The 26,461-nt window shown below is 61.1% G+C and carries 30 protein-coding genes; 18 read left to right on the forward strand and 12 right to left on the reverse strand.

All coding sequences use genetic code 11. From position 1 onward, the window contains the following. Positions 1–37: 37 nt before the first annotated feature. The 4 genes from AC4IHP_RS24530 to AC4IHP_RS24545 all read left to right on the forward strand — a co-directional run bounded on the left by AC4IHP_RS24530 (position 38) and on the right by AC4IHP_RS24545 (position 2,871). Positions 38–826 carry a ParA family protein gene (locus AC4IHP_RS24530; RefSeq protein ID WP_039763606.1) on the forward strand — a complete coding sequence of 263 codons (789 nt, stop codon included), beginning with the start codon at positions 38–40 and terminating at the stop codon, positions 824–826. Positions 827–944: 118 nt separating this feature from the next. Beyond that, positions 945–1,910 (forward strand): CheW domain-containing protein, encoded by a 966-nt coding sequence (locus tag AC4IHP_RS24535; protein WP_490832952.1) that lies wholly within the window; start codon positions 945–947, stop codon positions 1,908–1,910. A 78-nt stretch (positions 1,911–1,988) separates the two neighbouring features. Then, the gene (locus AC4IHP_RS24540; protein WP_016771050.1) at positions 1,989–2,474 is read left to right on the forward strand and encodes a chemotaxis protein CheW; all 486 of its coding nucleotides are present in this window, start codon (positions 1,989–1,991) and stop codon (positions 2,472–2,474) included. A 1-nt stretch (position 2,475) separates the two neighbouring features. Next, complete coding sequence (locus tag AC4IHP_RS24545; protein ID WP_042607551.1) at positions 2,476–2,871, forward strand: DUF2802 domain-containing protein; 396 nt, start codon at positions 2,476–2,478, stop codon at positions 2,869–2,871. 119 nt (positions 2,872–2,990) lie between these two features. Here AC4IHP_RS24545 and AC4IHP_RS24550 read toward each other — a convergent pair whose 3' ends face one another. Next, positions 2,991–3,320 (reverse strand): EscU/YscU/HrcU family type III secretion system export apparatus switch protein, encoded by a 330-nt coding sequence (locus tag AC4IHP_RS24550; protein WP_490832953.1) that lies wholly within the window; start codon positions 3,318–3,320, stop codon positions 2,991–2,993. Then, positions 3,317–4,891, reverse strand: coding sequence for a flagellar hook-length control protein FliK (gene fliK, locus AC4IHP_RS24555; RefSeq protein ID WP_490832954.1), 1,575 nt, complete (start codon positions 4,889–4,891; stop codon positions 3,317–3,319). Before fliK ends, AC4IHP_RS24550 begins: the two co-directional genes overlap by 4 nt. 197 nt (positions 4,892–5,088) lie before the next feature. Between fliK and ccmA the strand changes: the two genes are divergently transcribed. The 12 genes from ccmA to AC4IHP_RS24615 all read left to right on the forward strand — a co-directional run bounded on the left by ccmA (position 5,089) and on the right by AC4IHP_RS24615 (position 13,248). Then, a complete protein-coding gene (gene ccmA, locus AC4IHP_RS24560; protein ID WP_490832955.1) occupies positions 5,089–5,724 on the forward strand; it encodes a cytochrome c biogenesis heme-transporting ATPase CcmA in 636 nt (211 codons plus the stop codon). Further along, a complete protein-coding gene (gene ccmB / locus AC4IHP_RS24565; RefSeq protein WP_039763615.1) occupies positions 5,721–6,389 on the forward strand; it encodes a heme exporter protein CcmB in 669 nt (222 codons plus the stop codon). The genes ccmA and ccmB overlap by 4 nt, the downstream gene beginning before the upstream one ends. A gap of 97 nt (positions 6,390–6,486) precedes the next feature. After that, positions 6,487–7,242 (forward strand): heme ABC transporter permease, encoded by a 756-nt coding sequence (locus tag AC4IHP_RS24570; protein WP_039763713.1) that lies wholly within the window; start codon positions 6,487–6,489, stop codon positions 7,240–7,242. Continuing rightward, entirely contained in the window at positions 7,239–7,415 is a 177-nt protein-coding gene (gene ccmD, locus AC4IHP_RS24575; protein ID WP_016771045.1) for a heme exporter protein CcmD, read from the forward strand. The genes AC4IHP_RS24570 and ccmD overlap by 4 nt, the downstream gene beginning before the upstream one ends. Beyond that, positions 7,412–7,867, forward strand: coding sequence for a cytochrome c maturation protein CcmE (ccmE, locus tag AC4IHP_RS24580; RefSeq protein WP_123442833.1), 456 nt, complete (start codon positions 7,412–7,414; stop codon positions 7,865–7,867). Before ccmD ends, ccmE begins: the two co-directional genes overlap by 4 nt. A 3-nt stretch (positions 7,868–7,870) precedes the next feature. Then, complete coding sequence (locus AC4IHP_RS24585; protein WP_460117518.1) at positions 7,871–9,859, forward strand: heme lyase CcmF/NrfE family subunit; 1,989 nt, start codon at positions 7,871–7,873, stop codon at positions 9,857–9,859. Further along, on the forward strand, positions 9,856–10,392 hold the full coding sequence (locus AC4IHP_RS24590; RefSeq protein ID WP_016771042.1) for a DsbE family thiol:disulfide interchange protein: 537 nt from the start codon (positions 9,856–9,858) through the stop codon (positions 10,390–10,392). The genes AC4IHP_RS24585 and AC4IHP_RS24590 overlap by 4 nt, the downstream gene beginning before the upstream one ends. After that, the gene (locus AC4IHP_RS24595) at positions 10,389–10,859 is read left to right on the forward strand and encodes a cytochrome c-type biogenesis protein (RefSeq protein WP_122747440.1); all 471 of its coding nucleotides are present in this window, start codon (positions 10,389–10,391) and stop codon (positions 10,857–10,859) included. The genes AC4IHP_RS24590 and AC4IHP_RS24595 overlap by 4 nt, the downstream gene beginning before the upstream one ends. Continuing rightward, complete coding sequence (gene ccmI / locus AC4IHP_RS24600) at positions 10,856–12,055, forward strand: c-type cytochrome biogenesis protein CcmI (RefSeq protein ID WP_490832956.1); 1,200 nt, start codon at positions 10,856–10,858, stop codon at positions 12,053–12,055. Before AC4IHP_RS24595 ends, ccmI begins: the two co-directional genes overlap by 4 nt. A 25-nt stretch (positions 12,056–12,080) precedes the next feature. Beyond that, positions 12,081–12,485 (forward strand): hypothetical protein, encoded by a 405-nt coding sequence (locus AC4IHP_RS24605; RefSeq protein WP_073472737.1) that lies wholly within the window; start codon positions 12,081–12,083, stop codon positions 12,483–12,485. A 146-nt stretch (positions 12,486–12,631) separates the two neighbouring features. Further along, on the forward strand, positions 12,632–12,844 hold the full coding sequence (locus AC4IHP_RS24610) for a type II toxin-antitoxin system HicA family toxin (protein WP_073472735.1): 213 nt from the start codon (positions 12,632–12,634) through the stop codon (positions 12,842–12,844). Beyond that, positions 12,844–13,248 carry a type II toxin-antitoxin system HicB family antitoxin gene (locus AC4IHP_RS24615; RefSeq protein ID WP_016771035.1) on the forward strand — a complete coding sequence of 135 codons (405 nt, stop codon included), beginning with the start codon at positions 12,844–12,846 and terminating at the stop codon, positions 13,246–13,248. The genes AC4IHP_RS24610 and AC4IHP_RS24615 overlap by 1 nt, the downstream gene beginning before the upstream one ends. A 181-nt stretch (positions 13,249–13,429) precedes the next feature. Here the strand turns inward: AC4IHP_RS24615 and AC4IHP_RS24620 are convergent, their stop codons facing one another. The 9 genes from AC4IHP_RS24620 to gcl all read right to left on the reverse strand — a co-directional run bounded on the left by AC4IHP_RS24620 (position 13,430) and on the right by gcl (position 24,323). Next, the gene (locus AC4IHP_RS24620; RefSeq protein ID WP_490832957.1) at positions 13,430–14,617 is read right to left on the reverse strand and encodes an MFS transporter; all 1,188 of its coding nucleotides are present in this window, start codon (positions 14,615–14,617) and stop codon (positions 13,430–13,432) included. A gap of 166 nt (positions 14,618–14,783) precedes the next feature. Beyond that, a complete protein-coding gene (locus AC4IHP_RS24625) occupies positions 14,784–15,782 on the reverse strand; it encodes a sulfate ABC transporter substrate-binding protein (protein ID WP_460117531.1) in 999 nt (332 codons plus the stop codon). Between the two features lie 103 nt (positions 15,783–15,885). Next, positions 15,886–16,710, reverse strand: a complete 825-nt coding sequence (locus AC4IHP_RS24630; RefSeq protein WP_041479613.1) for an ion transporter — start codon at positions 16,708–16,710, stop codon at positions 15,886–15,888. A 21-nt stretch (positions 16,711–16,731) separates the two neighbouring features. Continuing rightward, a complete protein-coding gene (locus tag AC4IHP_RS24635; protein ID WP_490832958.1) occupies positions 16,732–17,646 on the reverse strand; it encodes an urea transporter in 915 nt (304 codons plus the stop codon). 145 nt (positions 17,647–17,791) lie between these two features. After that, a complete protein-coding gene (pyk, locus tag AC4IHP_RS24640) occupies positions 17,792–19,207 on the reverse strand; it encodes a pyruvate kinase (protein WP_490832959.1) in 1,416 nt (471 codons plus the stop codon). Further along, positions 19,204–20,478, reverse strand: a complete 1,275-nt coding sequence (locus tag AC4IHP_RS24645) for a glycerate kinase type-2 family protein (protein ID WP_490832960.1) — start codon at positions 20,476–20,478, stop codon at positions 19,204–19,206. The genes pyk and AC4IHP_RS24645 overlap by 4 nt, the downstream gene beginning before the upstream one ends. A gap of 154 nt (positions 20,479–20,632) precedes the next feature. After that, positions 20,633–21,526 carry a 2-hydroxy-3-oxopropionate reductase gene (locus tag AC4IHP_RS24650; RefSeq protein ID WP_041479609.1) on the reverse strand — a complete coding sequence of 298 codons (894 nt, stop codon included), beginning with the start codon at positions 21,524–21,526 and terminating at the stop codon, positions 20,633–20,635. A gap of 100 nt (positions 21,527–21,626) precedes the next feature. Then, positions 21,627–22,409 carry a hydroxypyruvate isomerase gene (gene hyi, locus AC4IHP_RS24655; protein WP_056783872.1) on the reverse strand — a complete coding sequence of 261 codons (783 nt, stop codon included), beginning with the start codon at positions 22,407–22,409 and terminating at the stop codon, positions 21,627–21,629. Between the two features lie 138 nt (positions 22,410–22,547). After that, entirely contained in the window at positions 22,548–24,323 is a 1,776-nt protein-coding gene (gene gcl, locus AC4IHP_RS24660; protein WP_042607573.1) for a glyoxylate carboligase, read from the reverse strand. Positions 24,324–24,591: 268 nt separating this feature from the next. On the opposite strand from gcl, the gene AC4IHP_RS24665 reads away from it, so the two are divergent. Further along, positions 24,592–25,032, forward strand: coding sequence for a GlcG/HbpS family heme-binding protein (locus tag AC4IHP_RS24665; RefSeq protein WP_130927505.1), 441 nt, complete (start codon positions 24,592–24,594; stop codon positions 25,030–25,032). A gap of 212 nt (positions 25,033–25,244) precedes the next feature. Further along, positions 25,245–25,703: an REP-associated tyrosine transposase gene (locus tag AC4IHP_RS24670; RefSeq protein WP_434768188.1), complete on the forward strand. Its 459-nt coding sequence runs from the start codon at positions 25,245–25,247 to the stop codon at positions 25,701–25,703. A 128-nt stretch (positions 25,704–25,831) separates the two neighbouring features. Here the strand turns inward: AC4IHP_RS24670 and AC4IHP_RS24675 are convergent, their stop codons facing one another. Beyond that, the gene (locus AC4IHP_RS24675) at positions 25,832–26,440 is read right to left on the reverse strand and encodes a TetR/AcrR family transcriptional regulator (protein WP_051600396.1); all 609 of its coding nucleotides are present in this window, start codon (positions 26,438–26,440) and stop codon (positions 25,832–25,834) included. Between the last annotated feature and the right edge of the window lie 21 nt (positions 26,441–26,461).

Raw genomic sequence — 26,461 nt, forward strand, 5'->3', positions numbered from 1 at the left:
TCTCGGCCAGCCAATCTGGCCGGGAGGAACGAACTGAATGAGAGTCTGGGCAGTCGCCAATCAAAAGGGTGGTGTCGGTAAAACCACATCTTCCATCGCTCTAGCCGGGTTGCTGGCCGAGGCGGGCAAGCGCGTGGTTGTGGTCGATCTCGACCCGCACGGCTCGATGACCAGCTATTTCGGCTACGACCCCGACAGCCTGGAGCACAGCAACTACGACCTGTTTCTGCACAAGGGCAGCGTGCCGCAAGGCCTGCCGGGGCAGTTGCTGTTGTCGACCAGCGACGAACGCATTTCCCTGCTGCCATCGAGCACCGCACTGGCCACCCTTGAGCGACAGTCACCGGGGCAAAGTGGCCTGGGCCTGGTGATCGCCAAGAGTCTGGCGCAGCTGTGGCAGGACTTCGATTACGCAATCATCGACAGCCCGCCGTTGCTCGGTGTGCTGATGGTCAACGCCCTCGCGGCGAGCCAGCAACTGGTGATCCCGGTGCAGACCGAGCACCTGGCCGTGAAAGGTCTGGAGCGCATGGTCAACACCCTGGCGATGATCAACCGTTCGCGCAAACAGCCGTTGCCGTTCAGCATCGTACCGACCCTGTTCGACCGCCGCACGCAGGCCTCGATGGGCACTTTGCGCGTGCTGCGTGACAAATTCCCCGAAGACATCTGGCACGGCTATATCCCGGTCGACACCCGTCTGCGCGACGCCAGCCGGGCGGGCGTCACGCCTTCGCAATTCGACGGCAAGAGCCGTGGCGTGCTGGCCTATCGCGCGCTGCTCAAACACCTGCTCGCGCAGCAACTTGTTCCGCAGGTGGCCTGAGCATGATCCTTATTCGTGTAGGAGCTGCCGAAGGCTGCGATCTTTTGATCTGGCCTGTCAGTGCTCCTGAAAAGATCAAAAGATCGCAGCCTTCGGCAGCTCCTACAGGGAGTCGCGCATGAACCGGCCGGTGAAGCTGACGTCACGTCCGCAACAGGCCTTGCAGTCCTATCTGGAAGACCTGCTGCTGGACCTCCCCGAGGACTTGCCTGCGCCAGTCGAAGCGCAGCCGCCAGTCATGGAGCAGGCGCAGCCTGAAGCGGTGGAAAGCACCGAAGCCATGGACGAGTTCCAGGCCGCCGTGCTGGAAGAGCAGGCCCGCGATGCGCAGAAATCTGCCGTCCCGGTTGCCGCGCCCGCCATTGCGCCTGTTGCCAAGGCACCGGTCGCCCTGATCGACGAACCGCGCGCGCCGCTGTCGACCCTGACGCCGCTGCTGCAAACGCAGTTATTGACCGTGCCGGAACCCGAGCCGGAGCCAGAACCCGCGCCGCCAGTGGCCGAACCGCAGGTGCTGGTCCCGCCGCTGGTCGAAGTGCATCTGCCACCGAACAATCCGCCGCCACCGGTCGAGCCCGATGGCCGTCCGGCGTGGGCCGCCGAAGCCTTCGAATGCTTGCTGTTCGATGTTGCCGGGCTGACCCTGGCGGTGCCGCTGGTGTGCCTCGGCTCGATCTATTCGCTGGCCGGCCACGAGCTGACGCCGCTGTTTGGTCAGCCGGAGTGGTTCCTCGGAATTCTGCCGAGCCAGGCCGGCAACCTGAAAGTTTTGGACACGGCGCGCTGGGTCATGCCGGATCGCTACCGCGATGACTTCCGACAGGGCCTGCAATACGTGATTTCGGTACAGGGTTACGAGTGGGGGCTGGCGGTGCATCAGGTCAGCCGCTCGTTGCGCCTGGACCCGAATGAGATCAAATGGAGAAGTCACCGGGGTCAGCGGCCATGGCTCGCCGGCACCGTGATCGAGCACATGTGTGCATTGCTTGACGTGTCCGCGCTGGCCGAGTTGATCGCCAGCGGCGGGGCAAAGCACTTGAGCGGCAACAAGCCGCTACATAAACCGACAAAGCAGCCGACATAACAATCAGGCGATGGCATTTTTCAACGCCACCACACAGAACACACACCGCCCAGGGCGGTTTTTTCGAGGGGTCAGGGTATGAGTAGTCAGGCGTCGAATGCAAAAGGTTCTGAAGATCCGATCCTGCAATGGGTGACCTTCAAACTGGATAACGAAACCTACGGCATCAACGTGATGCGCGTGCAGGAAGTGTTGCGCTACACCGAGATCGCCCCGGTACCGGGTGCGCCGAGCTATGTGCTGGGCATCATCAACCTGCGCGGCAACGTGGTCACCGTGATCGACACCCGTCAGCGCTTCGGCCTGCACAGCGGCGAGATCAGCGACAACACCCGTATCGTCATCATCGAAGCCGACAAGCAAGTCGTTGGCATCATGGTCGACAGCGTCGCCGAAGTGGTTTACCTGCGTCAGTCGGAAATCGAAACCGCACCGAACGTCGGTAACGAAGAATCGGCCAAGTTCATCCAGGGCGTGTGCAACAAGAACAACGAGCTGCTGATTCTGGTCGAGCTGGACAAGATGATGAGCGAAGAAGAATGGTCGGAACTGGAGAGCATCTGATTTGATTCTCGAGGTTGCGGTAATTGTTCTGTTCCTGTTCTGGGCCGGTACGCTGGCGATGTTCGTCTCGTACATCAAGGCGCAGCGGGTAATCGCTGCGCAGCAGGCCCAGGGTGATGCGCTGCGTGATCAGCGCATCAAGGAGCTGGCCAAACGCGTCGACGACTACCAGAACGGTAACGTGCGCATGGGCGAAGCCCTGCACGAGTTGCGCGCAGTGGTGAGCCCGTTGCCGGACAAGATCGTTGCGCTGGAACAACGCGACCCATCGAGCCTGTCATTCGCCCAAGCGGCGAAACTGGTGGGCATGGGCGCCAGCGTCGATGAACTGACTCAGTCGTGCGGCTTGACCCAGGCTGAGGCGGAGTTGATGCGCAAGTTGCACAAGAGCAGCTAGAAGCTTCTAGCGGCAAGCTTCAAGCAATATCAAAAGCGCTATTCGCGAGCAGGCTCGCTCCCACATTTGTTAACGGTAAATGTGGGAGCGAGCCTGCTCGCGAAGGCGTCTTTGAAACCTCAATAATCATCCCCGCGCGCGGTGATGTCCTTCTCGACCATCGGCGCGTTGGGGGCTTGTCCCTCGGGGAATTTGCCTTTCAGATTCCACGCAAACGCGATGATCTCGGCGATGGTGCGATAAAGCTCTTCGGGGATGCTGTCGCCCAGTTCCATCCGCGCCAGCAGGCGCACCAGTTCGGCGTTTTCGTAGATCGGCACTTCGCAATCGCGGGCGATGCGCAGGATTTCTTCGGCCAGTTCATCGTCCCCCTTGGCGGTGAGGGTCGGGGCGTGGTTGCCGTCATATTTGAGGGCGATGGCCTGGCGTGGGGCAGTGGAATCGTTCATGCGGTTTCGTCGACCCAGCGGTGTTCGAGGCGGGTTTGGTTGCCTTGCGGCGGGGTGCCGTGGTGGCAGTCGAGGTCGCCGACGTTGAGCCCGGAATCGAGCAAGCGCTGGCGCAAGGCAAACAGATTGTTTTCGATCAGGTCGGCGGTGTACGGACGCTCAGCCCACAGCTGACTGGACAGGCTGCCAGCGATCAGTTGCGCCTGAATCTGCAGCGGCCCGAGCGGCTCCATGTCGAAGGCCAGATCGACGCGCCACAGTTGCTGTTTCGGTTCGCGTTCTTCGCGGCGCTCATGCGATTGCGGTTCGCGCTCCGGCGCTTCTTCACGCTGGAACTTGACCTGCAGCGGCACGATGTCCTGCAAATTGCGCATGGGGATTTCCAGCTGCCAGGTGCTGAGCAGGCGGCCATCGTCAGTGACGCCGGTCTGTTCCAGGCTAGACAGTTGATGGCTCTGCAGGCGCGACACCGCTGCGGCAGCGAGGCGCAGCAGTTGTTCGAGATCACCTTCGCCTTCCAGTTTTGCCAGCAGTCGTTCGGGCAGCGGAAAGCTGCTCGGCAGCGGTTTGGCGCTGACCTGGCCGAGGGTGCCGAGGGCGTTCCGGACGAAACTTGGCAGCGCCTGCGCCAAGGTGTTGGCGGCGATGATCGCGTTGAAACTGGTATTGCTCGGCAGGCCCGGCGTCAGTTGCGCGATCAGCTTGAGCAGGTCGGCCTTCATGTCCGGGGCGAGGGTAGGGTTTTGTCCGCCGAGCAGTTTCGCTTCGAGGAACGCACCGCTATTCGCCAAGGCCAGCGCCATGCCTTTGGCACTGCTCATTTGCTGCAAGTCGGGCAGGCTGGCGAGCAACTTGTCGACCACCGCGCGCAGATCGGCCGAGGTCTGGTCAGTGGCCGGCGGCAGATTTTGCAACATCTTCAGCAGACCATCGAGCGAGCCCTGGCGACTTTGCTGGCCGAGCAACTGCTGACTGACCGCCAGTTGCTCCTGACGGCTGCTCAGCGGCACGAATTTGAGGGTTTGCGCATCCTGCACCTGCGCCGACAACAGGGTGCCGATGCGCAGCGGTTGCGGGCTGTCGACGGTCAAGGTGCTGCCGCTCAACGCGGTGTTGAGGAGGGTGACCATCGAGCGAAATACCGCCGCTTGCCCCGGCGTCTGCGGCAGGGCCTGCGAGGTCACGACTTTGCCTTGCAGCAAGGTGCCGGCGGGCAATTGCGCGGTATCGATGCGGGTGAGGGTGGCGACGCTGCTGGCGATCGCTTGCTGTACGGTGATCGCCAGATTGCCGGCCGACGGCTGAGTGATCGCCAGATTGGTGCCCTGCGGCAACGGTAGATTGCTGCTGGCCTGCACGGTGGTCTGGCGGCCGCTGTCGAGGGTCACTTTGAGCAGTAATTCAAAGGTCTGATCGGCCTGCTTGAGCGACAACACCTCGGCCTTGGCGCTTTGCCCGGCGCCTATCAATCCCTCGACCGGCGTCAGCAGCTTGAGCAGCTCACCCATCTGCGGGCGAGCGCTCGCCGGCGCGGTCGGAGGGAGCGGGAGGATGTTCATTTCGCCTGTCATACGCGGACACAACCTGAGGAAATTGCGCTCTTGAGAGTAAGGCACGGCATGTATAATGCCGCGCGTCGTGCGCTTCGTTCAAAAAACCTGGCAATTGTTTGATCCAGCTCGTCAGATCGAGCGATCAAAGCATCTATGCTGCATCTCTTTAACGGCCGTTCTAGAGCCGACTTGAACCGTATAAGGCCCGTGATCCCTTGACCAGTCCTGTCCTGCAAACCGTTGCCCTGGCGTGTGAACGCGATCTGCGGCTGCTTTTCGAAAACCTCGAATTGCGCCTGGCGAGCGGCGACATGGTGCAGATCAGCGGCCCCAACGGCAGTGGCAAGACCAGTCTTTTACGTCTGCTCGCCGGTTTGATGCAACCCACCGACGGCCAGGTGCTGCTCAATGGTCAGCCGCTGAACGAACAACGCAGCGAACTGGCGCGCAATCTGTTGTGGATCGGCCACGCCGCCGGGATCAAGGATCTGCTCACTCCTGAAGAAAACCTTTCCTGGCTCTGCGCCCTGCATCATCCCGCCGAACGCGAGGCGATCTGGCAGGCGCTGGCAGCGGTAGGATTGCGCGGTTTCGAAGACGTTCCCTGCCACAGCCTGTCCGCCGGCCAGCAGCGCCGTGTGGCGCTGGCGCGGTTGTATCTGGATAGCCCGCCGTTGTGGATACTCGACGAACCTTTCACCGCGCTGGACAAGCAGGGTGTCGCCCAGCTGGAAGAACATCTGGCCGCGCATTGCGAACGCGGCGGCCTGGTGGTGCTGACCACCCACCATACGCTGAGCCGCATGCCGGCCGGTTACCGCGACGTCGATCTGGGGAAATGGGCGCTATGAGTGTCTTCGGCCTGCTGCTTGCCCGCGAATCGCGACTGCTGTTCCGCCGCCCGGCGGAGCTGGCCAATCCGCTGATTTTCTTCGCCATCGTCATTGCACTTTTCCCGCTGGCCGTCGGCCCGGAAACTCAAGTCTTGCAAAACCTGTCCCCGGGGTTAGTCTGGGTGGCGGCGTTGTTGTCGGTCCTGCTGTCGCTGGACGGACTGTTTCGCAGTGATTTCGAAGATGGCTCGCTGGAACAGTGGGTCCTTTCGTCGCACCCGCTGCCGCTTCTGGTCCTGGCCAAGGTGCTGGCACACTGGCTGTTCTCCGGTCTGGCACTGGTGCTGCTGTCGCCGTTGCTGGCGTTGATGCTCGGGTTGCCGGCCGCGTGCCTGCCGGTGCTGCTGCTGTCGTTGCTGCTCGGCACGCCGGTGTTGAGCCTGCTCGGCGCAGTCGGTGCGGCGCTGACGGTCGGCCTGAAGCGCGGCGGGCTGTTGCTGGCGCTGCTGATTCTGCCGTTGTACATCCCGGTGTTGATCCTTGGCAGCGGCGCGTTGCAAGCGGCGCTGCAAGGCATGCCGGCGACCGGCTACCTGTTGTGGATGGCCAGCCTCACAGCGCTGGCGATCACCCTGACACCCTTTGCAATAGCCGCTGGCCTGAAAATCAGCGTCGGCGAATAATAATGAGGCCTGGTCAAAAATTGACCACTTCTTCCAGAAGAAAGGCATGACCCTTTGCCAGCTCGCGATGATGAGCGGCAACCGTGATGGAAACAGTATGAACTGGACCTGGTTTCACAAGCTCGGCTCGCCCAAGTGGTTCTACGGCATCAGCGGCAAGTTCCTGCCGTGGTTGAGCATCGCAGCGTTGCTGCTGATCGGCATTGGTGTGGTCTGGGGCCTGGCGTTCGCGCCGCCGGATTACCAGCAAGGCAACAGCTTCCGCATCATTTATATCCACGTACCTGCAGCGATGCTCGCCCAATCGATCTACGTGATGCTCGCAGTGTGCGGCGTGGTCGGGCTGGTGTGGAAGATGAAACTCGCCGATGTTGCTCTGCAATGCGCCGCACCGATCGGTGCGTGGATGACCGCCGTGGCGCTGGTCACCGGGGCCATCTGGGGCAAACCGACCTGGGGCTCCTGGTGGGTGTGGGATGCGCGCCTGACCTCGATGCTGATTCTGCTGTTTCTGTATTTCGGCGTGATCGCGCTTGGCAACGCCATCAGCAACCGTGACAGCGCCGCCAAGGCCTGCGCGGTGCTGGCGATCGTTGGCGTGATCAACATTCCGATCATCAAATATTCGGTGGAGTGGTGGAACACCCTGCACCAGGGCGCGACGTTCACCCTTACGGAAAAACCCGCGATGCCGGCGGAAATGTGGTTGCCGCTGCTGCTGACGGTGCTGGGCTTCTACTGCTTCTTTGGCGCTGTGCTGTTGCTGCGCATGCGTCTTGAAGTGCTCAAACGCGAAGCCCGCGCCAGTTGGGTAAAAGCCGAAGTGCAGCAGAGTCTGGAGGCGGCGCGATGAGTTTTGCTTCATTCGGCGATTTTCTCGCCATGGGCCATCACGGCCTGTATGTCTGGTCGGCCTACGGCATCTGCCTGGCGGTGCTGGCCCTGAACGTGGTGGCGCCGATTGCGGCGCGCAAGCGTTATCTGCAACAAGAGGCGCGTCGTCTGCGCCGGGAGAACGGCAAGTGAATGCGCTGCGCAAAAAACGTCTGATCATCATTCTGGCGATTCTGGTCGGAGTGGGCGCTGCTGTCGGCCTGGCCCTGAGCGCGCTGCAGGAAAACATCAATCTGTTTTACACACCGACGCAGATCGCCAACGGCGAAGCGCCGCAGGACACGCGCATCCGCGCCGGCGGCATGGTCGAGGCCGGTTCGCTGCAACGCTCAAAGGATTCGCTGGACGTCAGATTCGTCGTCACCGATTTCAACAAATCGGTGACCATCGCCTATCGCGGCATCCTCCCGGATCTGTTCCGCGAAGGGCAGGGCATCGTCGCCCTCGGCAAGCTCAACGCCGATGGTGTGGTGGTCGCCGATGAAGTGCTGGCCAAGCATGACGAGAAGTACATGCCGCCGGAAGTGACCAAAGCGCTGAAGGACAGCGGTCAATCCGCACCGACGCCTGTGAAGGAGGGTTGATCGATGGCCGCCGCACTGTTTATTCCTGAGCTGGGCCATCTGGCGATGATCCTTGCGCTGTGTTTTGCACTGGTTCAAGCGGTGGTGCCGATGCTCGGCGCATGGCGCGGCGACCGCTTGTGGATGAGCCTGGCGCAACCGGCGGCGTGGGGCCAGTTTGCCTTTCTGCTGTTTGCCTTTGGCTGCCTGACCTACGCGTTCATGACCGACGATTTTTCCGTCGGCTACGTGGCGATGAACTCCAACAGCGCGCTGCCCTGGTACTACAAATTCAGCGCGGTGTGGGGCGCCCACGAAGGTTCGCTGCTGCTGTGGGCGTTGATCCTCGGCGGCTGGACCTTCGCTGTGTCGGTGTTCTCCCGGCAGTTGCCGCAAGTCATGCTCGCCCGCGTCCTGGCGGTGATGGGCATGATCAGCACCGGTTTCCTGCTGTTTCTGATTCTTACCTCGAACCCATTTTCGCGGATCCTGCCGCAGATTCCCGCTGACGGTCGCGACCTCAACCCGTTGCTGCAAGACATCGGCCTGATCGTGCATCCGCCGATGCTGTACATGGGCTATGTCGGTTTCTCCGTGGCCTTCGCATTTGCCATCGCCGCGCTGCTCGGCGGGCGTCTCGATGCGGCGTGGGCGCGCTGGTCGCGGCCGTGGACCATCGTCGCCTGGGCGTTTTTGGGCATCGGCATCACCCTCGGTTCGTGGTGGGCGTATTACGAACTCGGCTGGGGCGGCTGGTGGTTCTGGGACCCGGTGGAAAACGCCTCGTTCATGCCATGGCTGGTCGGCACCGCGCTGATTCACTCGCTGGCGGTCACCGAGAAACGTGGCGTGTTCAAGAGCTGGACGGTGTTGCTGGCGATCGCCGCGTTTTCGTTGAGCCTGCTCGGCACTTTCCTCGTACGCTCGGGCGTGCTGACCTCGGTGCACGCGTTTGCTTCGGATCCCGAGCGCGGCGTGTTCATCCTGATTTTCCTGCTGTTCGTGGTGGGCGGTTCACTGACGCTGTTCGCACTGCGTGCGCCAGTGGTGAAAAGTCAGGTCGGTTTCAATCTGTGGTCACGCGAGACTTTGCTGCTGGGCAACAACCTGGTGTTGGTTGTCGCTGCATCGATGATCCTCCTTGGCACCTTGTATCCGCTGATTCTTGATGCCATCAGCGGCGCCAAGCTGTCGGTCGGCCCGCCATACTTCAATGCGTTGTTCATTCCGTTGATGGCCTTGCTGATGCTGGTCATGGCGATCGGTGTGATCGTGCGCTGGAAGGACACCCCAGTGAAATGGCTGGCGAGCATGCTCACTCCGGTGCTGCTCGGCAGCGTTGCACTGGCCGTGGTGGCCGGCGTGGCTTACGGCGATTTCAACTGGGCAGTGATTGCGACGTTCCTGCTGGCGGCGTGGGTGTTGCTCGCTGGCGTGCGCGATCTGTTCGACAAGACTCGCCACAAAGGTCTGATCAAAGGTTTGCCGACGCTGACCCGCAGCTATTGGGGCATGCAGATCGCCCACCTCGGCATCGCCGTGTGCGCGCTGGGCGTGGTGTTGTCGAGCCAGAACAGTGCCGAGCGCGACCTGCGTCTGGCGCCGGGCGAGTCGATGGATCTGGCCGGCTATCAGTTCGTCTTCGAAGGCGCCAAGCATTTCGAGGGGCCGAATTTTACCTCCGACAAAGGCACCATCCGCGTCATTCGCGACGGCAAGGAAATCAGCGTACTGCACCCGGAAAAACGTCTGTATACCGTGCAGAACTCGGTGATGACCGAAGCCGGCATCGATGCCGGTTTCACCCGCGATCTCTACGTCGCCCTCGGCGAGCCGCTGGATAACGGCGCCTGGGCCGTGCGCGTACACGTCAAACCGTTCGTGCGCTGGATCTGGTTCGGCGGCTTGCTCACCGGATTGGGTGGTTTGCTGGCGGCGCTGGATCGGCGTTATCGGGTCAAGGTGAAAAGCAAAGTTCGCGAAGCACTGGGCATGACGGGAGCGGCGGTATGAGACGTTGGTTGATGTTGTTGCCGCTGGCGATTTTCCTGCTGGTGGCGGTGTTTCTCTATCGGGGCTTGTACCTGGATCCGGCAGAGCTGCCGTCGGCGATGATCAACAAGCCGTTCCCGGAGTTTTCCCTGCCGAGTGTGCAGGGTGACAAGACGCTGACCAAAGCCGACATCCTCGGCAAACCGGCGCTGGTCAATGTCTGGGGCACCTGGTGCATTTCCTGCCGGGTCGAGCACCCGGTGCTGAACAAGCTCGCCGAGCGCGGTGTGGTGATCTACGGCATCAACTACAAGGACACCAACGCCGACGCGTTGAAGTGGCTGGCCGAGTTCCACAATCCGTATGCGCTGGATATTCGTGATGACGAAGGTTCGCTGGGCCTCAACCTCGGTGTCTACGGCGCGCCGGAAACCTTCTTCATCGACGCCAAAGGCATCATCCGCGACAAGTTCGTCGGAGTGATCGACGAGCAGGTCTGGCGCGAAAAACTCGCGGCCAAGTATCAGGCGCTGGTCGATGAGGCCAAGCCATGAAGCGTTTTCTCGCTGCGGTCGTGTTGGGTTTGAGCCTGGCCGGTGTCGCCCACGCGGCCATCGATACCTACGAATTTGCCAACGAGGGCGACCGCGAGCGTTTCCGCGAACTGACCAAGGAACTGCGCTGCCCCAAATGCCAGAACCAGGACATTGCCGACTCCAACGCGCCGATCGCCGCCGACCTGCGCAAAGAGATTTTCCGCATGTTGGGGGAGGGCAAGGACAATCAGCAGATCATTGACTTCATGGTCGATCGCTACGGTGATTTCGTCCGCTACAAACCGGCGCTCAATGCCAAGACTGCGCTGCTGTGGTTCGGCCCGGCCGGGCTGCTGCTCGGTGGTTTCGTGGTGATCGCGCTGATCGTGCGCAGGCGGCGCGGGCAACGCGCCGAAACGCCGTCATCGCTGTCTGCCGAAGAACGTCAGCGCCTCGACCAACTGTTGGATAAAAACCAAGAATGATTGATTTCTGGCTCGCCGCAGGGCTTTTGCTTCTGGTCGCCCTGAGTTTTCTGCTGATCCCGGTACTGCGCGAACGCCGCGCTCAGCGGGAAGAAGATCGCACCGCGTTGAACGTTGCGCTGTACCAGGAACGGGTTGCCGAGCTGCAAGCGCAGCAGGCCGAAGGCGTGCTCGACGCCGCGCAACTGGACAGCGGCCGCGCAGAAGCCGCGCGTGAATTGCTCGCTGACACCGAAGGCGCCGCCGCGCCGCGTGTCTCGCGCTTGGGTAAGCCGCTGCCGCTGCTGGCCGCCGTGCTGGTGCCGGTGCTGGGCCTCGGTCTGTACCTGCATTTCGGCGCCGCCGACAAGGTCGAACTGACCCGCGAATTCGCTCAGGCACCGCAGTCGATGGAACAGATGACCCAGCGTCTGGAGCGTGCGGTTGCCGCACAACCGGATTCCGCCGAAGGTCTGTATTTCCTCGGCCGTACCTACATGGCTCAGGACCGCCCGGCAGACGCGGCGAAGATGTTCGAACGCGCCGCCAACCTCGCCGGTCGCCAGCCGGAGCTGCTCGGCCAGTGGGCGCAGGCGCAGTATTTTGCTGACGGTAAAAAGTGGTCGGAAAAGATTCAGAAACTGACCGACGAAGCGCTGAAGGCCGATCCGAAAGAAGTCACCAGCCTCGGCCTGCTCGGCATCGCTGCGTTCGAAGGCGAGCGTTATCAAGAAGCCATCGATTACTGGAATCGCCTGCTTGCGCAACTGCCGCCGGATGACAACTCTCGCGCTGCGCTGCAAGGCGGCATCGAACGTGCCGCCGAACGCCTGAAAGCCAGCGGTGGCAAGGTTGCCGAGGCACCGGCGCCGAAAGCTGCATTGCTGAAAGTCAGCGTTGATCTGGCCAGCGAACTCAAGAGCAAGGTGCAACCGGGCGACAGTGTGTTCATCTTCGCCCGTGCCACTTCTGGCCCACCGGCGCCGCTGGCGGCCAAACGCCTGACCGTGGCTGACCTGCCGGTGACCGTCGAACTGGGCGATGCCGATGCAATGATGCCGCAGTTGAAACTGTCCAACTTCCCTGAAGTCCAACTGGTTGCGCGCATCTCACGAGCCGGTCAACCGACTGCCGGTGAGTGGATCGGTCGCAGCGGCCCACTGGCCAGCAGCACTACCGCGCCACAAAAACTGACTATCGACAGCCCGGACAAGTAACCGGACCCAACAGGAAAGCACCGCCATGCACACCATCGCCCGCATCACAGTCCTCACACTGGCCCTGGGCTTGAGTGCATGTGCGGTACAACGCCCGGAACCGACCACCAGCCTGCCGCCGATCCCGCCCTCGCAACCGAGCCCGACCCCGTCGACCTCGCCGACTCCCGGCAAGAGCATCCCGGCCAAACCCGCCAAGCCCGTGCCCCGCACCTCAGCCAGCTTCGCCCCGCCACCGGGCGGCAACAGCCACTGGGACCAGAAGCTCGGCGTCTACGTCCTCGACGACCAGACCAACACCTTCTACCGCCAGCGCACCTACTACCGCTGGAACAACGGCTGGAGCCGCTCGGTCAGCCCCAACGGCCCGTGGGAAGACACCAACATCCACGGCGTCCCGCCGGGGTTGGGGAAGAAGTTCGGGCAGTGAGAGAAACGGCGATCCTGGGATCGCCGTTTTTTTTGCCGTTTGAATCACACCTTGTAAAACTACCAACCATCACCCCGTCCCATTCTGTGCTTGAGTAAAGATAACTCTAGAGTTACTTTTAATGGGCCAGGCCAAGGAGGCGGTTGGTGCAGAGCAGGCTATTGATGAAGGAGCTGGAGGAGGCGGGCTGGACGCTGGATCGGGTTGCGGGCAGTCATCACATCTTCACTCATCGTTACAACCCGAACACGATTGCCGTCCCGCATCCGAAAAAGGATTTACCGCTGGGGACAGTCAAAAGCATTCGGCGGCGCGCGGGGTTATTCAGCCCGCCAAACCGTCATGAAGGAGATCCGTAATGCAATATCCCATCTGCATCGAGTGGGGTGACGAGAACACTGCCATCGGCATTCAGATCCCCGATATTCCCGGCGCAGTCACGGCCGGGGACAGCTTTGAGGAGGCCTACAACGCGGCCGTGGAAGTGGCTCACCTCATGCTGCAGGAGATCGCGGCGGCCGGTCAGGCGATTCCGATGCCGACCTCGGCAGCGGCGCATCGCAATCATCCGGATTTTGCCGAGATGGGCTGGGGCATGCTGGAGCTGGATATCTCGCCGTACCTGGGCAAGACCGAAAAGGTCAACGTTACGCTGCCCGGCTATGTGATTCAGCGTATTGATCGCTATGTACGCGAGCATAACGTCAAAAGCCGCTCCTCGTTTCTGGCGGATGCGGCGATGGAAAAACTGGTTCGGTATTGAAGGTACGTCCAATTGTGGGAGCGAGCCTGCTCGCGAAAGCGGTGTGTCAGTCGGTGCAAACATGATCTGAACTGACGCCTTCGCGAGCAGGCTCGCTCCCACACTGGTTTTGTGTATTGCAGTGATTTGGAAGTCACCCAAAACCTGTGGGAGCGAGCCTGCTCGCGAAGCTTTTGACGCCTTAAGCGGTGGCCAATGAAGCGCGTCGTGAAGTGCTCAAAAACCGCAGCAACGCCAACAGCGGAAAGACGCTGCCGACAATCACGATCCACAACCAGCCGCCATGCTCGTACACCGCGCTGGCGACCGACGAGCCGAAGGCGCCGCCGATGAAGATGCTGGTCATGTACAGCGCGTTCAAGCGGCCACGACTTTTCGCGTCCAGCGAGTACACCGCGCGTTGGCCCAGGACCATGTTCATCTGCACGCAGAAGTCGAGCACCACGCCGGTCACGGCAAGGCCAATGACGCTGTAGGCCGGGTGAATGAAAGCAGGGAGGAAGCTCAGGCTGGCAAACAGCATGGCCAGTAGCGAGGCGATGCGTGTGTGACCGGCATCGGCGAGGCGGCCGCTGATTGGCGCGGCGATGGCACCGATGGCCCCCACCAGAGCGAAGATGGCGATTTCGCTTTGCGACAGGCCATGGTTGCGCGCGAGTTCCAGCGGCACGGCGGTCCAGAACAGGCTGAACGTGGCAAACATGCAGCCCTGATAAAACGCCCGCTGACGCAGTACCGGTTGCTGGCGCAGGAGTGTCCACAGCGAGCCGATCAACTGGCCATAGGTGGCGCTGTGATCCGGCTGGCGCTTGGGCACGGTCAGCGCCAGCACCACGCTGATAGCCGCCATCAATGCTGCGGCGATCATGAACATGGCGCGCCAGCCGAGGTGATCGGCGACCACGCTCGACACCGGTCGCGCCAACAGAATACCCAGCAGCAAACCGCCCATGATGCCGCCCACCACGCGACCACGGGACTCTTCCGGCGCCAGATGCGCCGCCAGCGGAATCAGGATCTGCACCGACACCGAGCTGAACCCGACCAGCAGCGAGATCAGCAGAAATACGTTCGGCTGTTCAGTGAACGCGGCGCCAAGCAGACTGGCGATCGCCACGACCGTGGTGATGATCATCAGCCGACGGTTCTCCAGCAGATCCCCCAGCGGCACCAGAAAGAACAGGCCCAACGCGTAACCGATCTGGGTCAGCGAGACGATGAAACTGGCCATGGTGTCGGAGAGACCGATGTCCGGCGCAATCAGGCCGATGATCGGTTGTGCGTAGTAGATGTTGGCAACGATGGCGCCGCAGCAGAACGCGAACAGCAGGACCATGCCTCGGGTCAATGCGTGAGGAGTGGTGGTCATAGGGAATCTCGGGTCGGGCACAGGAAAGCGCTGAGGCTAATGGACAACGTGGGATGGCAGAAGACGTTTTCGGATGATAACTGTTATTACGCAGTGTAATGACCGGTATTCCCATGCAACAAAAAGGCGACCCGGTGGGTCGCCTTTTGATTTTTCAGATCAAGCCTTACTGCCCGGTATAAATCTGATCAAACACCCCACCATCATTGAAGTGGGTTTTCTGCACCGTACGCCAGTCACCAAACGTCTTTTCCACCGAGAGGAAATCCACTTTCGGGAAACGGTCGGTGTATTTCGCCAGCACCGCCGGATCACGCGGACGCAGGTAGTTGGCCGCCGCGATTTCCTGCCCTTCCGGCGACCACAGGTACTTCAGATACTCATCAGCTGCAGCACGCGAGCCTTTCTTGTCGACCACTTTGTCGACCACCGAAACCGGTGGCTCGGCTTCTGCGGAGACAGTCGGGTAGATGACTTCGAACTGATCGCGACCGAACTCGCGAGCGATCATTTCCGCTTCGTTTTCGAAGGTCACCAGCACGTCGCCGATCTGGTTGGTCATGAACGTGGTGGTGGCGGCGCGGCCACCGGTGTCGAGCACCGGCGCCTGCTTGAACAGCTTGCCGACGAAGTCCTTGGCTTTGTTCTCGTCGCCGCCGTTTTTCAGCACGTAGCCCCAGGCCGACAGATAGGTGTAGCGGCCATTACCCGAAGTTTTCGGGTTGGGCACGATCACTTGCACGCCATCCTTGAGCAGATCTGGCCAGTCTTTCAAGGCCTTTGGGTTGCCCTTGCGGACGATGAACACCGTCGCCGAGGTGAACGGCGCGCTGTTGTTGGGCAGGCGCGTGACCCAATTGTCCGGGACCAGTTTGCCGTTGTCGGCGAGGGCGTTGATGTCGGTGGCCATGTTCATGGTGATGACGTCAGCCGGCAGGCCGTCGATCACCGAGCGCGCCTGCTTGCTCGAGCCGCCGAAGGACATCTGCACGGTGATGTTTTCGTTGTGCTCGGCTTGCCAGTGCTTCTGGAAAGCAGCGTTGTAGTCTTTGTAGAAATCACGCATCACGTCGTAGGAAACGTTTAGCAGCGTCGGTGCTGCCTGAGCGATGTTGGCCAAGGCCAGGCCGGCGGCGAGAAGTGAGGCGCCAAAGAGTTTTTTCACTGCGCATTCCTTGTTCTGTGGGGTGTCGTGTCAATAATGAGGCGATTTGCCAGCGACTATAGCGGGCCTCGCATAGTCGCTTAAAGATTAAAAAGCTCTGTGCTTATTCCACTTTCTTGAACAGCTGACTGCCGCAGCGCGAACAGAACGCTGCGCTCTGTTCATGGCTCTTTTTCTGGCAGCCCGGGCAGTCATGTTGCAGCTGCTCTCCGCGCATGGCGTTGGCCAGCTCAGCGGTAAAAATCCCCGTGGGCACGGCGATGATCGAGTAACCGGTGATCATCACCAGCGAGGAAATCACCTGGCCCAGCGGCGTCTTCGGCACGATGTCGCCGAAGCCCACAGTGGTCAGGGTGACGATCGCCCAATAGATGCCTTTGGGAATACTGGTGAAGCCATGTTCCGGGCCTTCGATCACGTACATCAGCGTGCCGAACACCGTCACCAGCGTGCACACGCTGACCAGAAACACGACGATTTTCTGCTTGCTGCCACGCAGCGCCGACATCAGATAGTTGGCTTGCTTGAGATACGGGCTGAGCTTGAGCACACGGAAAATCCGCAGCATCCGAATGATGCGGATGATCAGCAGATACTGCGCATCGCTGTAGTACAGCGCGAGGATGCCCGGCACGATCGCCAGCAGGTCCACCAGGCCATAAAAGCTGAAGGCATAGCGCAGCGGCTTGGGTGAGCAGTACAGACGCAGGATGTATTCGCCGAGGAAGATCGCCGTGAAGCCCCACTCGATATAGGCCAGAACGTCGGCGTAATTGCGATGAATGCTGTCGATACTGTCGAGCATCACGATCACCAGACTGGCGAGGATGATCAACAGCAGGATGCCGTCGAAGCGACGCCCGGCCGGGGTGTCGCTCTGGAAAATCATGACGTAGAGCCGTTCGCGCCAATTGTTGCTGCTGTCCATGGATAACGCCTGAATCGAAGATCAGCGCAGCCTAGGGTGATTGTCCCCGTGAGCGCAAGGCTCATGCGCCAGCGACGCTTTGCCCAACATCTGAATGCCAGCCCGGATCAACCAGCAGGCGAGGATGAACGGCGCGGTCAGCGTCGCCAGTCCCATGGCAGCAAACAACGGAGTCACCAGCAACGCCAGGACAATTGCCAGCAGCGGCAGCCACGGATGTTGCCGTTGCGCGCTGAAGGCGAGGGCTGCGAGTACGGCGTTGTAGCCGCCGAGCCCGAGCAATGCGGCGGACGCTTCGTGGTGCAGCAGACTGGAGCCGAGGCCGATCGCCGAAGCCAGCAATGCCCAGCAAAAAGCGCGGCGATCGGCGAGCAGCAAACCCCCGGCGATCAACGCTCCGGCCAATGGATGGTCAAGAAACATCACCTGGCCAAATCCGCGCAGTTCAGCGGCCAGCAGATTTGTCGTGTTCAGGTCGGGCGATGCCATCGGCGTGGCCGGTTCGGCAAACATCAGGAGCACCCAACTGATCGCCACGAACGGCGAGGTGTAGGCCGGTATGGAGCGACTGCGGTACACATGTTTGAGCCATTGCTGAGTGAGCATCGCGCTCAAGCCGCCCGCCGCAAGAATCAACGGCGGCAGCAGCGGCGACCACGGGAAATACAGGCTCAGCAGCAGGCCGAGCAGCACGCCGTTGTAGCTGAACAACCCGGCCTGGCGATCGGCCTTGGCGTAGTCGCGCCGCTGCGCGGTGAGCAGACCAGCAACGCCACCAAGCAGCGCGCCGGCGAACAGTACCGGCGCGGTCAGCAGAATCGCCAACAGGCACAGCAGGCCGCACAGCGGATGGCGCTGGAAGAAAATCTGACTGAAACCGTTGAGCAAAGCCTCGGCCCAGTCGGGGCAGTGGGTGTTGAAATGATTGGCAGGCATGGCAGTTCTGAAAGTCAGGGAAACCGAGGCGCCTGCTTCGCGAGCAAGCTCGCTCCCACATGGATCTGCGTCCAGTCATTGAGTTTGTGGTGCACACAAATCAACGGTGGGAGCGAGCCTGCTCGCGAAGAGGCCGGTACAGGCGCTAAATCAACGTCTCAATGCGCAGCGAGTTGGTCGACCCCGGCTGCCCGAAAGGTACGCCTGCGGTAATCAGCAATGTGTCGCCACGCTCGGCCATACCTTGCGCCTGGGCAATCTCCAGCGCCGTCGAGCAGACTTCGTCGACCTGACGCAGGCGATCGTTGACCACCGAATGAATGCCCCACGCCACGCTCAAGCGCCGCGCGGTTTGCAGGTTCGGCGTCAGATTGAGGATCGGCGCTTTTGGCCGCTCGCGCGATGCACGCAGCGTCGAGGCGCCGGACTCGCTGTAATTGACCAGCACCGCCACCGGCAGCACGTTGCTGATCCGGCGGATTGCGCAACTGATCGCATCGGAAACCGTCGCCTCGGCTTTCGGCCGGCTGACGTCGAGCTGGGTCTGATAGTCCGGGCCGTTCTCAACCTGACGAATGATCTTGCTCATCATCTGCACGGCTTCCAGCGGGTATTCGCCGGACGCGGTTTCCGCCGAGAGCATCACCGCATCGGCGCCTTCGGCGACGGCGTTGGCGACGTCGGTCACTTCGGCGCGGGTCGGGGCAGGGGAGAAGCGCATCGACTCGAGCATCTGCGTCGCTACTACCACCGGTTTGCCGAGTTCTCGGCAGGTGGTGATGATGTTTTTCTGAATCTGCGGCACGCTTTCCGCCGGCACTTCAACGCCCAGATCTCCTCGCGCGACCATGATCGCGTCGCTCAACTCAGCAATCTCACGCAGTTGCTCGACTGCCGAAGGCTTCTCGATTTTCGCCATCAGAAATGCCTTGTCGCCGATCAACGCGCGGGCTTCGACAATGTCCTGCGGGCGCTGTACGAACGACAGCGCGACCCAGTCCACGCCCAGTTCCAGACCGAAACTCAGGTCGCGGCGATCCTTGGCGGTCAGCGGGCTCAAGTCCAACACCGCTTGCGGCACATTCACGCCTTTGCGATCGGACAGTTCGCCGCCGTTGAGTACGGTGGTGTCGATCGCATCGGCGTACTTGGTGACCACGCGCAGGCGCAGCTTGCCGTCGTCGAGCAGCAGATCCATGCCCGCTTCCAGCGCGGCAATGATTTCCGGATGCGGCAGGTTGACCCGGCGCTCATCGCCCGGTGTCGCATCGAGATCCAAGCGGAACGCCTGACCGCGATGCAATTGCACCTTGCCGTCAGCGAACTTGCCGACGCGCAGTTTCGGCCCCTGCAGGTCCATCAGAATGCCCAGCGGATAGTTGAGCTGACGCTCGACTTCGCGGATCCACTGATAGCGCTTGGCGTGGTCGGCGTGATCACCGTGGCTGAAGTTCAGGCGGAAGATGTTGACCCCGGCCTCGACCAGCTCGCGGATATCGTCGATGCCGTCGACGGCAGGGCCGAGGGTGGCGAGGATTTTGACCTTTTTATCAGGCGTCATGATTTGCAGTTCTCAAGGATCAGGATGGCGCGGAAGTCGTTGACGTTGGTGCGGGTCGGCTCGGTGACGATCAGCGCATCGAGCGCCTGGAAGTAGCCATAACCGTTGTTGTTATCCAGCTCGTCGCTGGCGCTCAAACCGAGGGCGGCGGCGCGGGCGTAGCTGTCCGGGGTCATGATCGCGCCGGCGTTGTCTTCCGAGCCGTCGATGCCATCGGTGTCGCCGGCCAGCGCGTAGACGCCGGGTTGGCCCTTGAGGCTGTCGGTCAGGCTGAGGAGGAATTCGGCGTTACGCCCGCCACGGCCATTGCCGCGCACGGTTACCGTGGTCTCACCGCCAGAAAGAATCACGCACGGCGCCGCCAGTGGCTGGCCGTGATTGATGATCTGTCGGGCGATGCCGGCGTGGACCTTCGCCACTTCGCGGGCCTCGCCTTCGAGGTCGCCGAGAATCAAGGTGCTGAAACCGGCCTGACGGCATTTCACCGCAGCGGCATCCAGCGATTGCTGCGGGCGGGCGATCAACTGGAAATGACTGCGCGCCAGACTCGGGTCGCCGGGTTTGACCGTTTCCGATTCCGGGCTTTGCAGCCAAGTGCGCACGGAGGCGGGAATGTCGATCCCGTAGCGCTTGATGATCGCCAGTGCTTCGGCCGAAGTGCTTGGATCGGCCACGGTCGGCCCGGACGCGATGACCGTGGCGAGGTCGCCGGGCACATCGGAAATCGCGTAGGTGTAAACCGTCGCCGGCCAGCAGGCCTTGCCCAAACGCCCACCCTTGATCGCTGAGAGGTGCTTGCGCACGCAGTTCATCTCGCCGATGGTTGCGCCGGATTTGAGCAGGGCTTTGTTGATCGACTGCTTATCGGCAAGGGTGATGCCTTCGGCTGGCAGGGCGAGCAGGGCAGAGCCGCCGCCGGAGAGCAGAAAGATCACGCGGTCGTCTTCGCTGAGATTGCTGACCAGCTCCAGCACGCGTTTGGCCACAGCCAGGCCGGCGGCGTCCGGCACCGGATGCGCGGCTTCGACCACTTCGATTTTTTCGCACGGAGCGCCGTGGCCGTAGCGGGTCACCACCAGGCCGGTGACTTCACCCTCCCAGCAGCGCTCGACCACTTGCGCCATGGCGGCAGCGGCTTTGCCGGCACCGATGACGATGACGCGACCGCTGCGATCGGCAGGCAAATGGGCTTCGAGGACTTGGTTCGGATGGGCCGCGTCGATGGCTGTGGCAAACAGCTCGCGCAGCAGTTGTTGCGGATCGACCGACATGGCGGGCTCCCGGAATTCTTGTTATTCGAATGGGCGACTCAGGTCCCTTGTGGGAGCGAGCCTGCTCGCGAACGCGGTATGTCAGCCAACATGGATGTTGAATGTTAAGCCGCTTTCGCGAGCAGGCTCGCTCCCACAGGGTTTTGTGCAGGCTTTATTTATTGTCGCGAATCGAGAAATTGGCCATGTGTTCCAGGCCCTTGATCAGCGCCGAGTGGTCCCAGTTGCTGCCACCGATGGCCGCGCAGGTGCTGAACACTTGCTGGGCATTGGCGGTGTTCGGCAGGTTGATGTTCAGTTCCTTGGCGCCTTGCAAGGCCAGGTTCAGGTCCTTCTGGTGCAGGCTGATGCGGAAGCCTGGGTCGAAGGTGCCCTTGATCATGCGCTCGCCGTGCACTTCAAGGATCTTCGAAGAAGCGAAACCGCCCATCAGTGCTTCGCGCACCTTGGCTGGATCGGCACCGTTCTTCGAAGCGAACAGCAGGGCTTCGGCCACGGCCTGGATGTTCAGGGCGACGATGATCTGGTTCGCCACTTTGGCGGTCTGGCCGTCGCCATTGCCACCGACCAGGGTGATGTTCTTGCCCATGGCCTGGAACAGCGGCAGGGCGCGTTCGAAGGCATCGGCGTCGCCGCCGACCATGATGCTCAGGGTCGCGGCCTTGGCGCCGACTTCACCGCCGGACACTGGTGCATCAAGGTATTGCGCGCCTTTCTCGTTGATCTTGGCGGCGAAGGCTTTGGTCGCGGTCGGCGAAATCGAGCTCATGTCGATGACCACTTTGCCTTTACCGATACCGGCCGCAACGCCGTCGGCGCGGAACAGTACGTCGTCGACCTGCGGGGTGTCCGGAACCATGACGATGATGAATTCGGCTTCCTGCGCCACTTCGCGCGGGTTGGCCAGGGCGACGGCGCCAGCGGCGAGCAGATCGGCCGGCGCGGCGTCGTGGTGTTGCGACAGGAACAGGCTGTGACCGGCTTTCTGCAGGTTCGCCGCCATTGGGTGGCCCATGATGCCGGTGCCGATGAATCCGATTTTAGCCATGAGAAAATCCTCTTGTTTTTGTCGTGCTCAAGCAAATAGGGGAGCTACTTTTCATGTGGGAGCGAGCAGGCTCGCTCCCACAGGGGATTTGCTGTGTTTCTTAGATTGCGTTGTGCGATTTCAACCAGCCCAGGCCCGCTTCGGTGGTGGTCAACGGCTTGTATTCGCAGCCAACCCAACCCTGATAACCGATGCGATCAAGGTGTTCGAACAGGAAGCGGTAGTTGATCTCACCGGTGCCCGGCTCGTTGCGCCCCGGGTTGTCCGCGAGCTGCACATGGTTGATCTCGCCCAGGTGCGATTGCAGGGTGCGGGCCAGATCGCCTTCCATGATTTGCATGTGATAGATGTCGTATTGCAGGAACAGGTTGGCGCTGCCGACCTGTTCGCGAATCGACAGGGCCTGCGCCGTGTTGTTCAGGTAGAAACCGGGAATGTCGCGGGTGTTGATCGCTTCCATCACCAGTTTGATACCCACCGCTTGCAGCTTGTCGGCGGCGTATTTGAGGTTGGCGACAAAGGTCTTTTCCACCGTGGCATCGTCAACGCCTTGCGGGCGGATACCGGCCAGGCAGTTGACTTGGGTGTTGCCCAGCACTTGTGCGTAGGCGATCGCCAGATCGACCCCGGCGCGGAACTCTTCGACCCGGTCCGGCAGGCAGGCGATGCCACGCTCGCCCTTGGCCCAGTCACCGGCCGGCAGGTTGAACAGCACTTGGGTCAGCCCGTTGGCCTCGAGTTTTGCCTTGATTTCAGCCGAGCTGAAGTCGTACGGGAACAGGTATTCCACGCCACTGAAACCGGCCTTGGCGGCGGCGTCGAAACGGGCAAGGAAATCCTGTTCGGTGAACAGCATGGACAGGTTGGCTGCGAAACGCGGCATGGTGGTCTCCCGTAAATCTTGTGAGGTCCCCTGTGGGAGCGAGCCTGCTCGCGAAAGCGATCTGTCAGCCGACATCCTTGTCGGATATGAAGCAGTCTTCGCGAGCAGGCTCGCTCCCACAGGGAGAGCAGTCAGCAGTTAATCGAGCAACGAAATCGCCGTCGGCGCGTCATTGCCGACCAGTGCCAGGTCTTCGAATTCGTTGACCGCGTTGATCTCGGTACCCATGGAGATGTTGGTCACACGCTCCAGAATGATCTCGACGATCACCGGCACCTTGAACTCTTCGATCATCTGTTCGGCCTTGCGCAGGGCGGGGGCGATTTCCGACGGTTCGAACACACGCAGTGCCTTGCAGCCGAGGCCTTCGGCGACTGCGATGTGGTCAACCCCGTAACCGTTGAGTTCCGGCGCATTGAGGTTATCGAAGGACAGCTGCACGCAGTAGTCCATTTCGAACCCGCGCTGGGCCTGACGGATCAGGCCCAGGTACGAGTTGTTCACCACGACGTGGATGTACGGCAGTTTGAACTGAGCGCCGACCGCCAGTTCTTCGATCATGAACTGGAAATCATAGTCCCCCGACAGGGCCACGACTTTGCGGTTCGGATCGGCCTTCACCACGCCCAGCGCCGCCGGAATGGTCCAGCCCAACGGGCCGGCCTGGCCGCAGTTGATCCAGTGACGCGGCTTGTAGACGTGCAGGAACTGCGCGCCTGCAATCTGCGACAGACCAATGGTGCTGACGTAGCAGGTGTCCTTGCCGAACACCTGGTTCATTTCTTCGTAAACGCGCTGTGGTTTGACCGGCACGTTGTCGAAGTGGGTCTTGCGATGCAGGCTGGCCTTGCGCTGCTGGCAATCCTGCAGCCAGGCGCTGCGATTCTTCAGCTTGCCGGCGGCTTGCCATTCACGCGCCACTTCGATGAACACGGTCAACGCGGCAGCGGCGTCGGAAACGATGCCCAGATCCGGCGTGAACACGCGGCCGATCTGCGTGCCTTCGATGTCGACGTGAATGAACTTGCGCCCTTCGGTGTACACGTCAACCGAACCCGTGTGGCGGTTGGCCCAACGGTTACCGATGCCCAGCACCACGTCGGATTTGAGCATCGTCGCGTTGCCGTAGCGGTGCGACGTCTGCAGACCGACCATGCCGACCATCAGCGGGTGATCGTCAGGGATGGTGCCCCAGCCCATCAGGGTCGGGATGACCGGGATGCCGGTCAGCTCGGCGAACTCGACCAGCAGGTCGCTGGCGTCGGCATTGATGATGCCGCCACCGGCTACCAGCAATGGACGCTCGGCCTGGTCCAGCAGAGCCAGAGCCTTCTCGACCTGCACGCGGGTCGCGGTCGGTTTGGCCAGTGGCAGCGGTTGGTAAGCATCGATGTCGAATTCGATCTCGGCCATCTGCACGTCGAACGGCAGATCGATCAGCACCGGGCCTGGACGCCCGGAGCGCATTTCATAAAAGGCTTTCTGGAACGCGTAAGGCACCTGGCCCGGTTCGAGAACGGTGGTTGCCCACTTGGTGACTGGCTTGACGATGCTGGTGATGTCGACAGCCTGGAAATCTTCCTTGTGCATCCGGGCGCGGGGTGCCTGGCCGGTAATGCAGAGGATTGGAATCGAGTCGGCCGAGGCGCTGTAGAGCCCGGTGACCATGTCGGTGCCGGCCGGGCCGGACGTGCCGATGCACACGCCGATGTTGCCGGCCTTGGTGCGGGTGTAGCCCTCGGCCATGTGCGAGGCGCCTTCAACGTGGCGAGCAAGGACGTGATCGATGCCACCGACCTTCTGCAAGGCGGAGTACAGCGGGTTGATCGCTGCGCCCGGGATGCCAAAAGCGGTATCAACCCCTTCACGGCGCATCACCAGAACGGCGGCTTCGATTGCTCTCATTTTGCTCATGGTTTTGTGCCTCTTTACGTTTTGTAATTGTATACAAGTGGCTTTGCGCAGAGTGTATTCACGGCGGACGGCGCAGGTCAATCCATTTTCTCAAGCGCCTGTTTCATTCGTCGGAAGCCCTTTGTGCTGTGGCTTTTCGTCGCATGTGGCGCTTTTCGAGAATTATTGTATACAAAAAAATAACTCATTGTGTTCTATTTGTGTCATTGGACTGCGGCACAAACGCGCAGTCCCACGACTTTCCCTATAACAAAATGAGGACGGCACCATGAGCGCTTTAACCTTGAAAGTCGCAGTCAACCTGGTCAGCGAAGCCATCAACGCAGGACGCGGCATCAACGCCGCGCCGCTGACCATCGCGGTGCTCGACACCGGCGGCCACCTGATCGCCCTGCAACGCGAAGACGGCGCTAGCCTGCTGCGCCCGGACATCGCCATCGGCAAAGCCTGGGGCGCCATCGCCCTGGGCAAAGGCTCACGCCTGCTCGCCCAGGACGCCCAGCAACGCCCGGCCTTTTTTTCTTCGTTGAACAGCATGGGGCAGGGCAGCGTAGTGCCGGCACCGGGTGGCGTGCTGATTCGCAATCAGGCGGGTGAAGTGCTCGGCGCGATCGGGATCAGCGGGGACTTGTCGGATGTGGATGAGCAGGTCGCGATAAGAGCGGTGGAGGCGCTGGATTTGCGGGCGGATGGCGGGGTGGCTGTTTGAATGTCAGTTTCTGAATAGGCGCTTTCGCGAGCAGGCTCGCTCCCACACTGGATCTGGGTTGGACACAAAATGTCTGAACCCCAAAAATCCCCTGTGGGAGCGAGCCTGCTCGCGAATACGATCCTCGCTACATATCTTGCTAAAAACTTGGCACTCCCTTCGCCATCTCCACGGCTAGCCTTCTTATGATCAACATATGAAAAGGCAACGGAATGCCGGGTTTATCTGCTTCACATCGCTTGCGCATCGGACGCTATTCAGAACACAACCGCATTTACCTTCTGACCGCCAATACTGCCGGGAGAGAACCCGTATTCAGCGATTTCTTCCTTGGCAGATTGCTCGTAAGTCAATTCCGGGCAGCTGAGGAAACGGGACTGGCCAATTCTCTGGCTTGGGTCGTAATGCCCGATCATTTTCACTGGCTGATTGAATTGAAGAACGGCTCGCTCGGCGAATTGATGCAGCGAACGAAGTCCCTCAGTACAAAAGCGGTAAAGCTTTCGACCGGTCGAAAGTCCAGCCTTTGGCAACCTGGTTTCCATGACCGCGCACTGCGTAAGGAAGAGAATCTGGTGATGATGGCTCGGTATGTCATTGCCAACCCATTACGGGCCGGGTTGGTCGAAAGCCTTGGCGACTATCCGTTGTGGGATTCGATTTGGTTATGAGTCGAGATCTGCGGTGCGGCCATTCGCGAGCAGGCTCGCTCCCACAGTGGATTTGGGTTGGACACAAAATGTCTGAACACTACAACCCCTGTGGGAGCGAGCCTGCTCGCGAAGCGGTTCCCCCGATCTCACTGATCCGGCTCACACCCCTTCAACACCAGTCGGATGATCGTCTGCGCCGCCGCTTCATAATCGGCCTCATCAAGCTTGTCTTTCCCGGTCACCGCAGAAATCTGCCAGTCGAAGTCGGCGTAGGTCTGGGTCGCGGCCCAGATGCTGAACATCAGGTGGTTGGGGTCGATCGGGGCGATCTGGCCGCGGTCGATCCAGCTCTGGATGCAGGCGATGTTGTGCTTGGCCTGGGCATTTAGCTGCTCGACCAGGTCGGCGCTCAGGTGCGGGGCGCCGTGCATGATTTCGCTGGCGAACACCTTGGAGGCGTAGGGCAGGTCGCGGGAGATGCGGATCTTGGAGCGGATGTAGCCGCTCAGCACCTCGCTCGGCACGCCGTCGGGGTTGAACGGAGTCGAGGCCTGCAGAATCGGCTCGATGATGCTTTCCAGCACCTCGCGATAGAGGTTTTCCTTGGATTTGAAGTAGTAATAGACGTTGGGCTTGGGCAATCCCGCCTTGGCGGCGATGTCGCTGGTTTTGGTCGCCGCGAAGCCCTTGTCGGCAAACTCTTCGCTGGCGGCGCGCAGGATCAGTTCTTTGTTACGCTCGCGGATTGTGCTCATAAACCCGGTGGTTCCTTGCCT

It is taken from the genome of Pseudomonas sp. UF-293 (assembly GCF_058245595.1).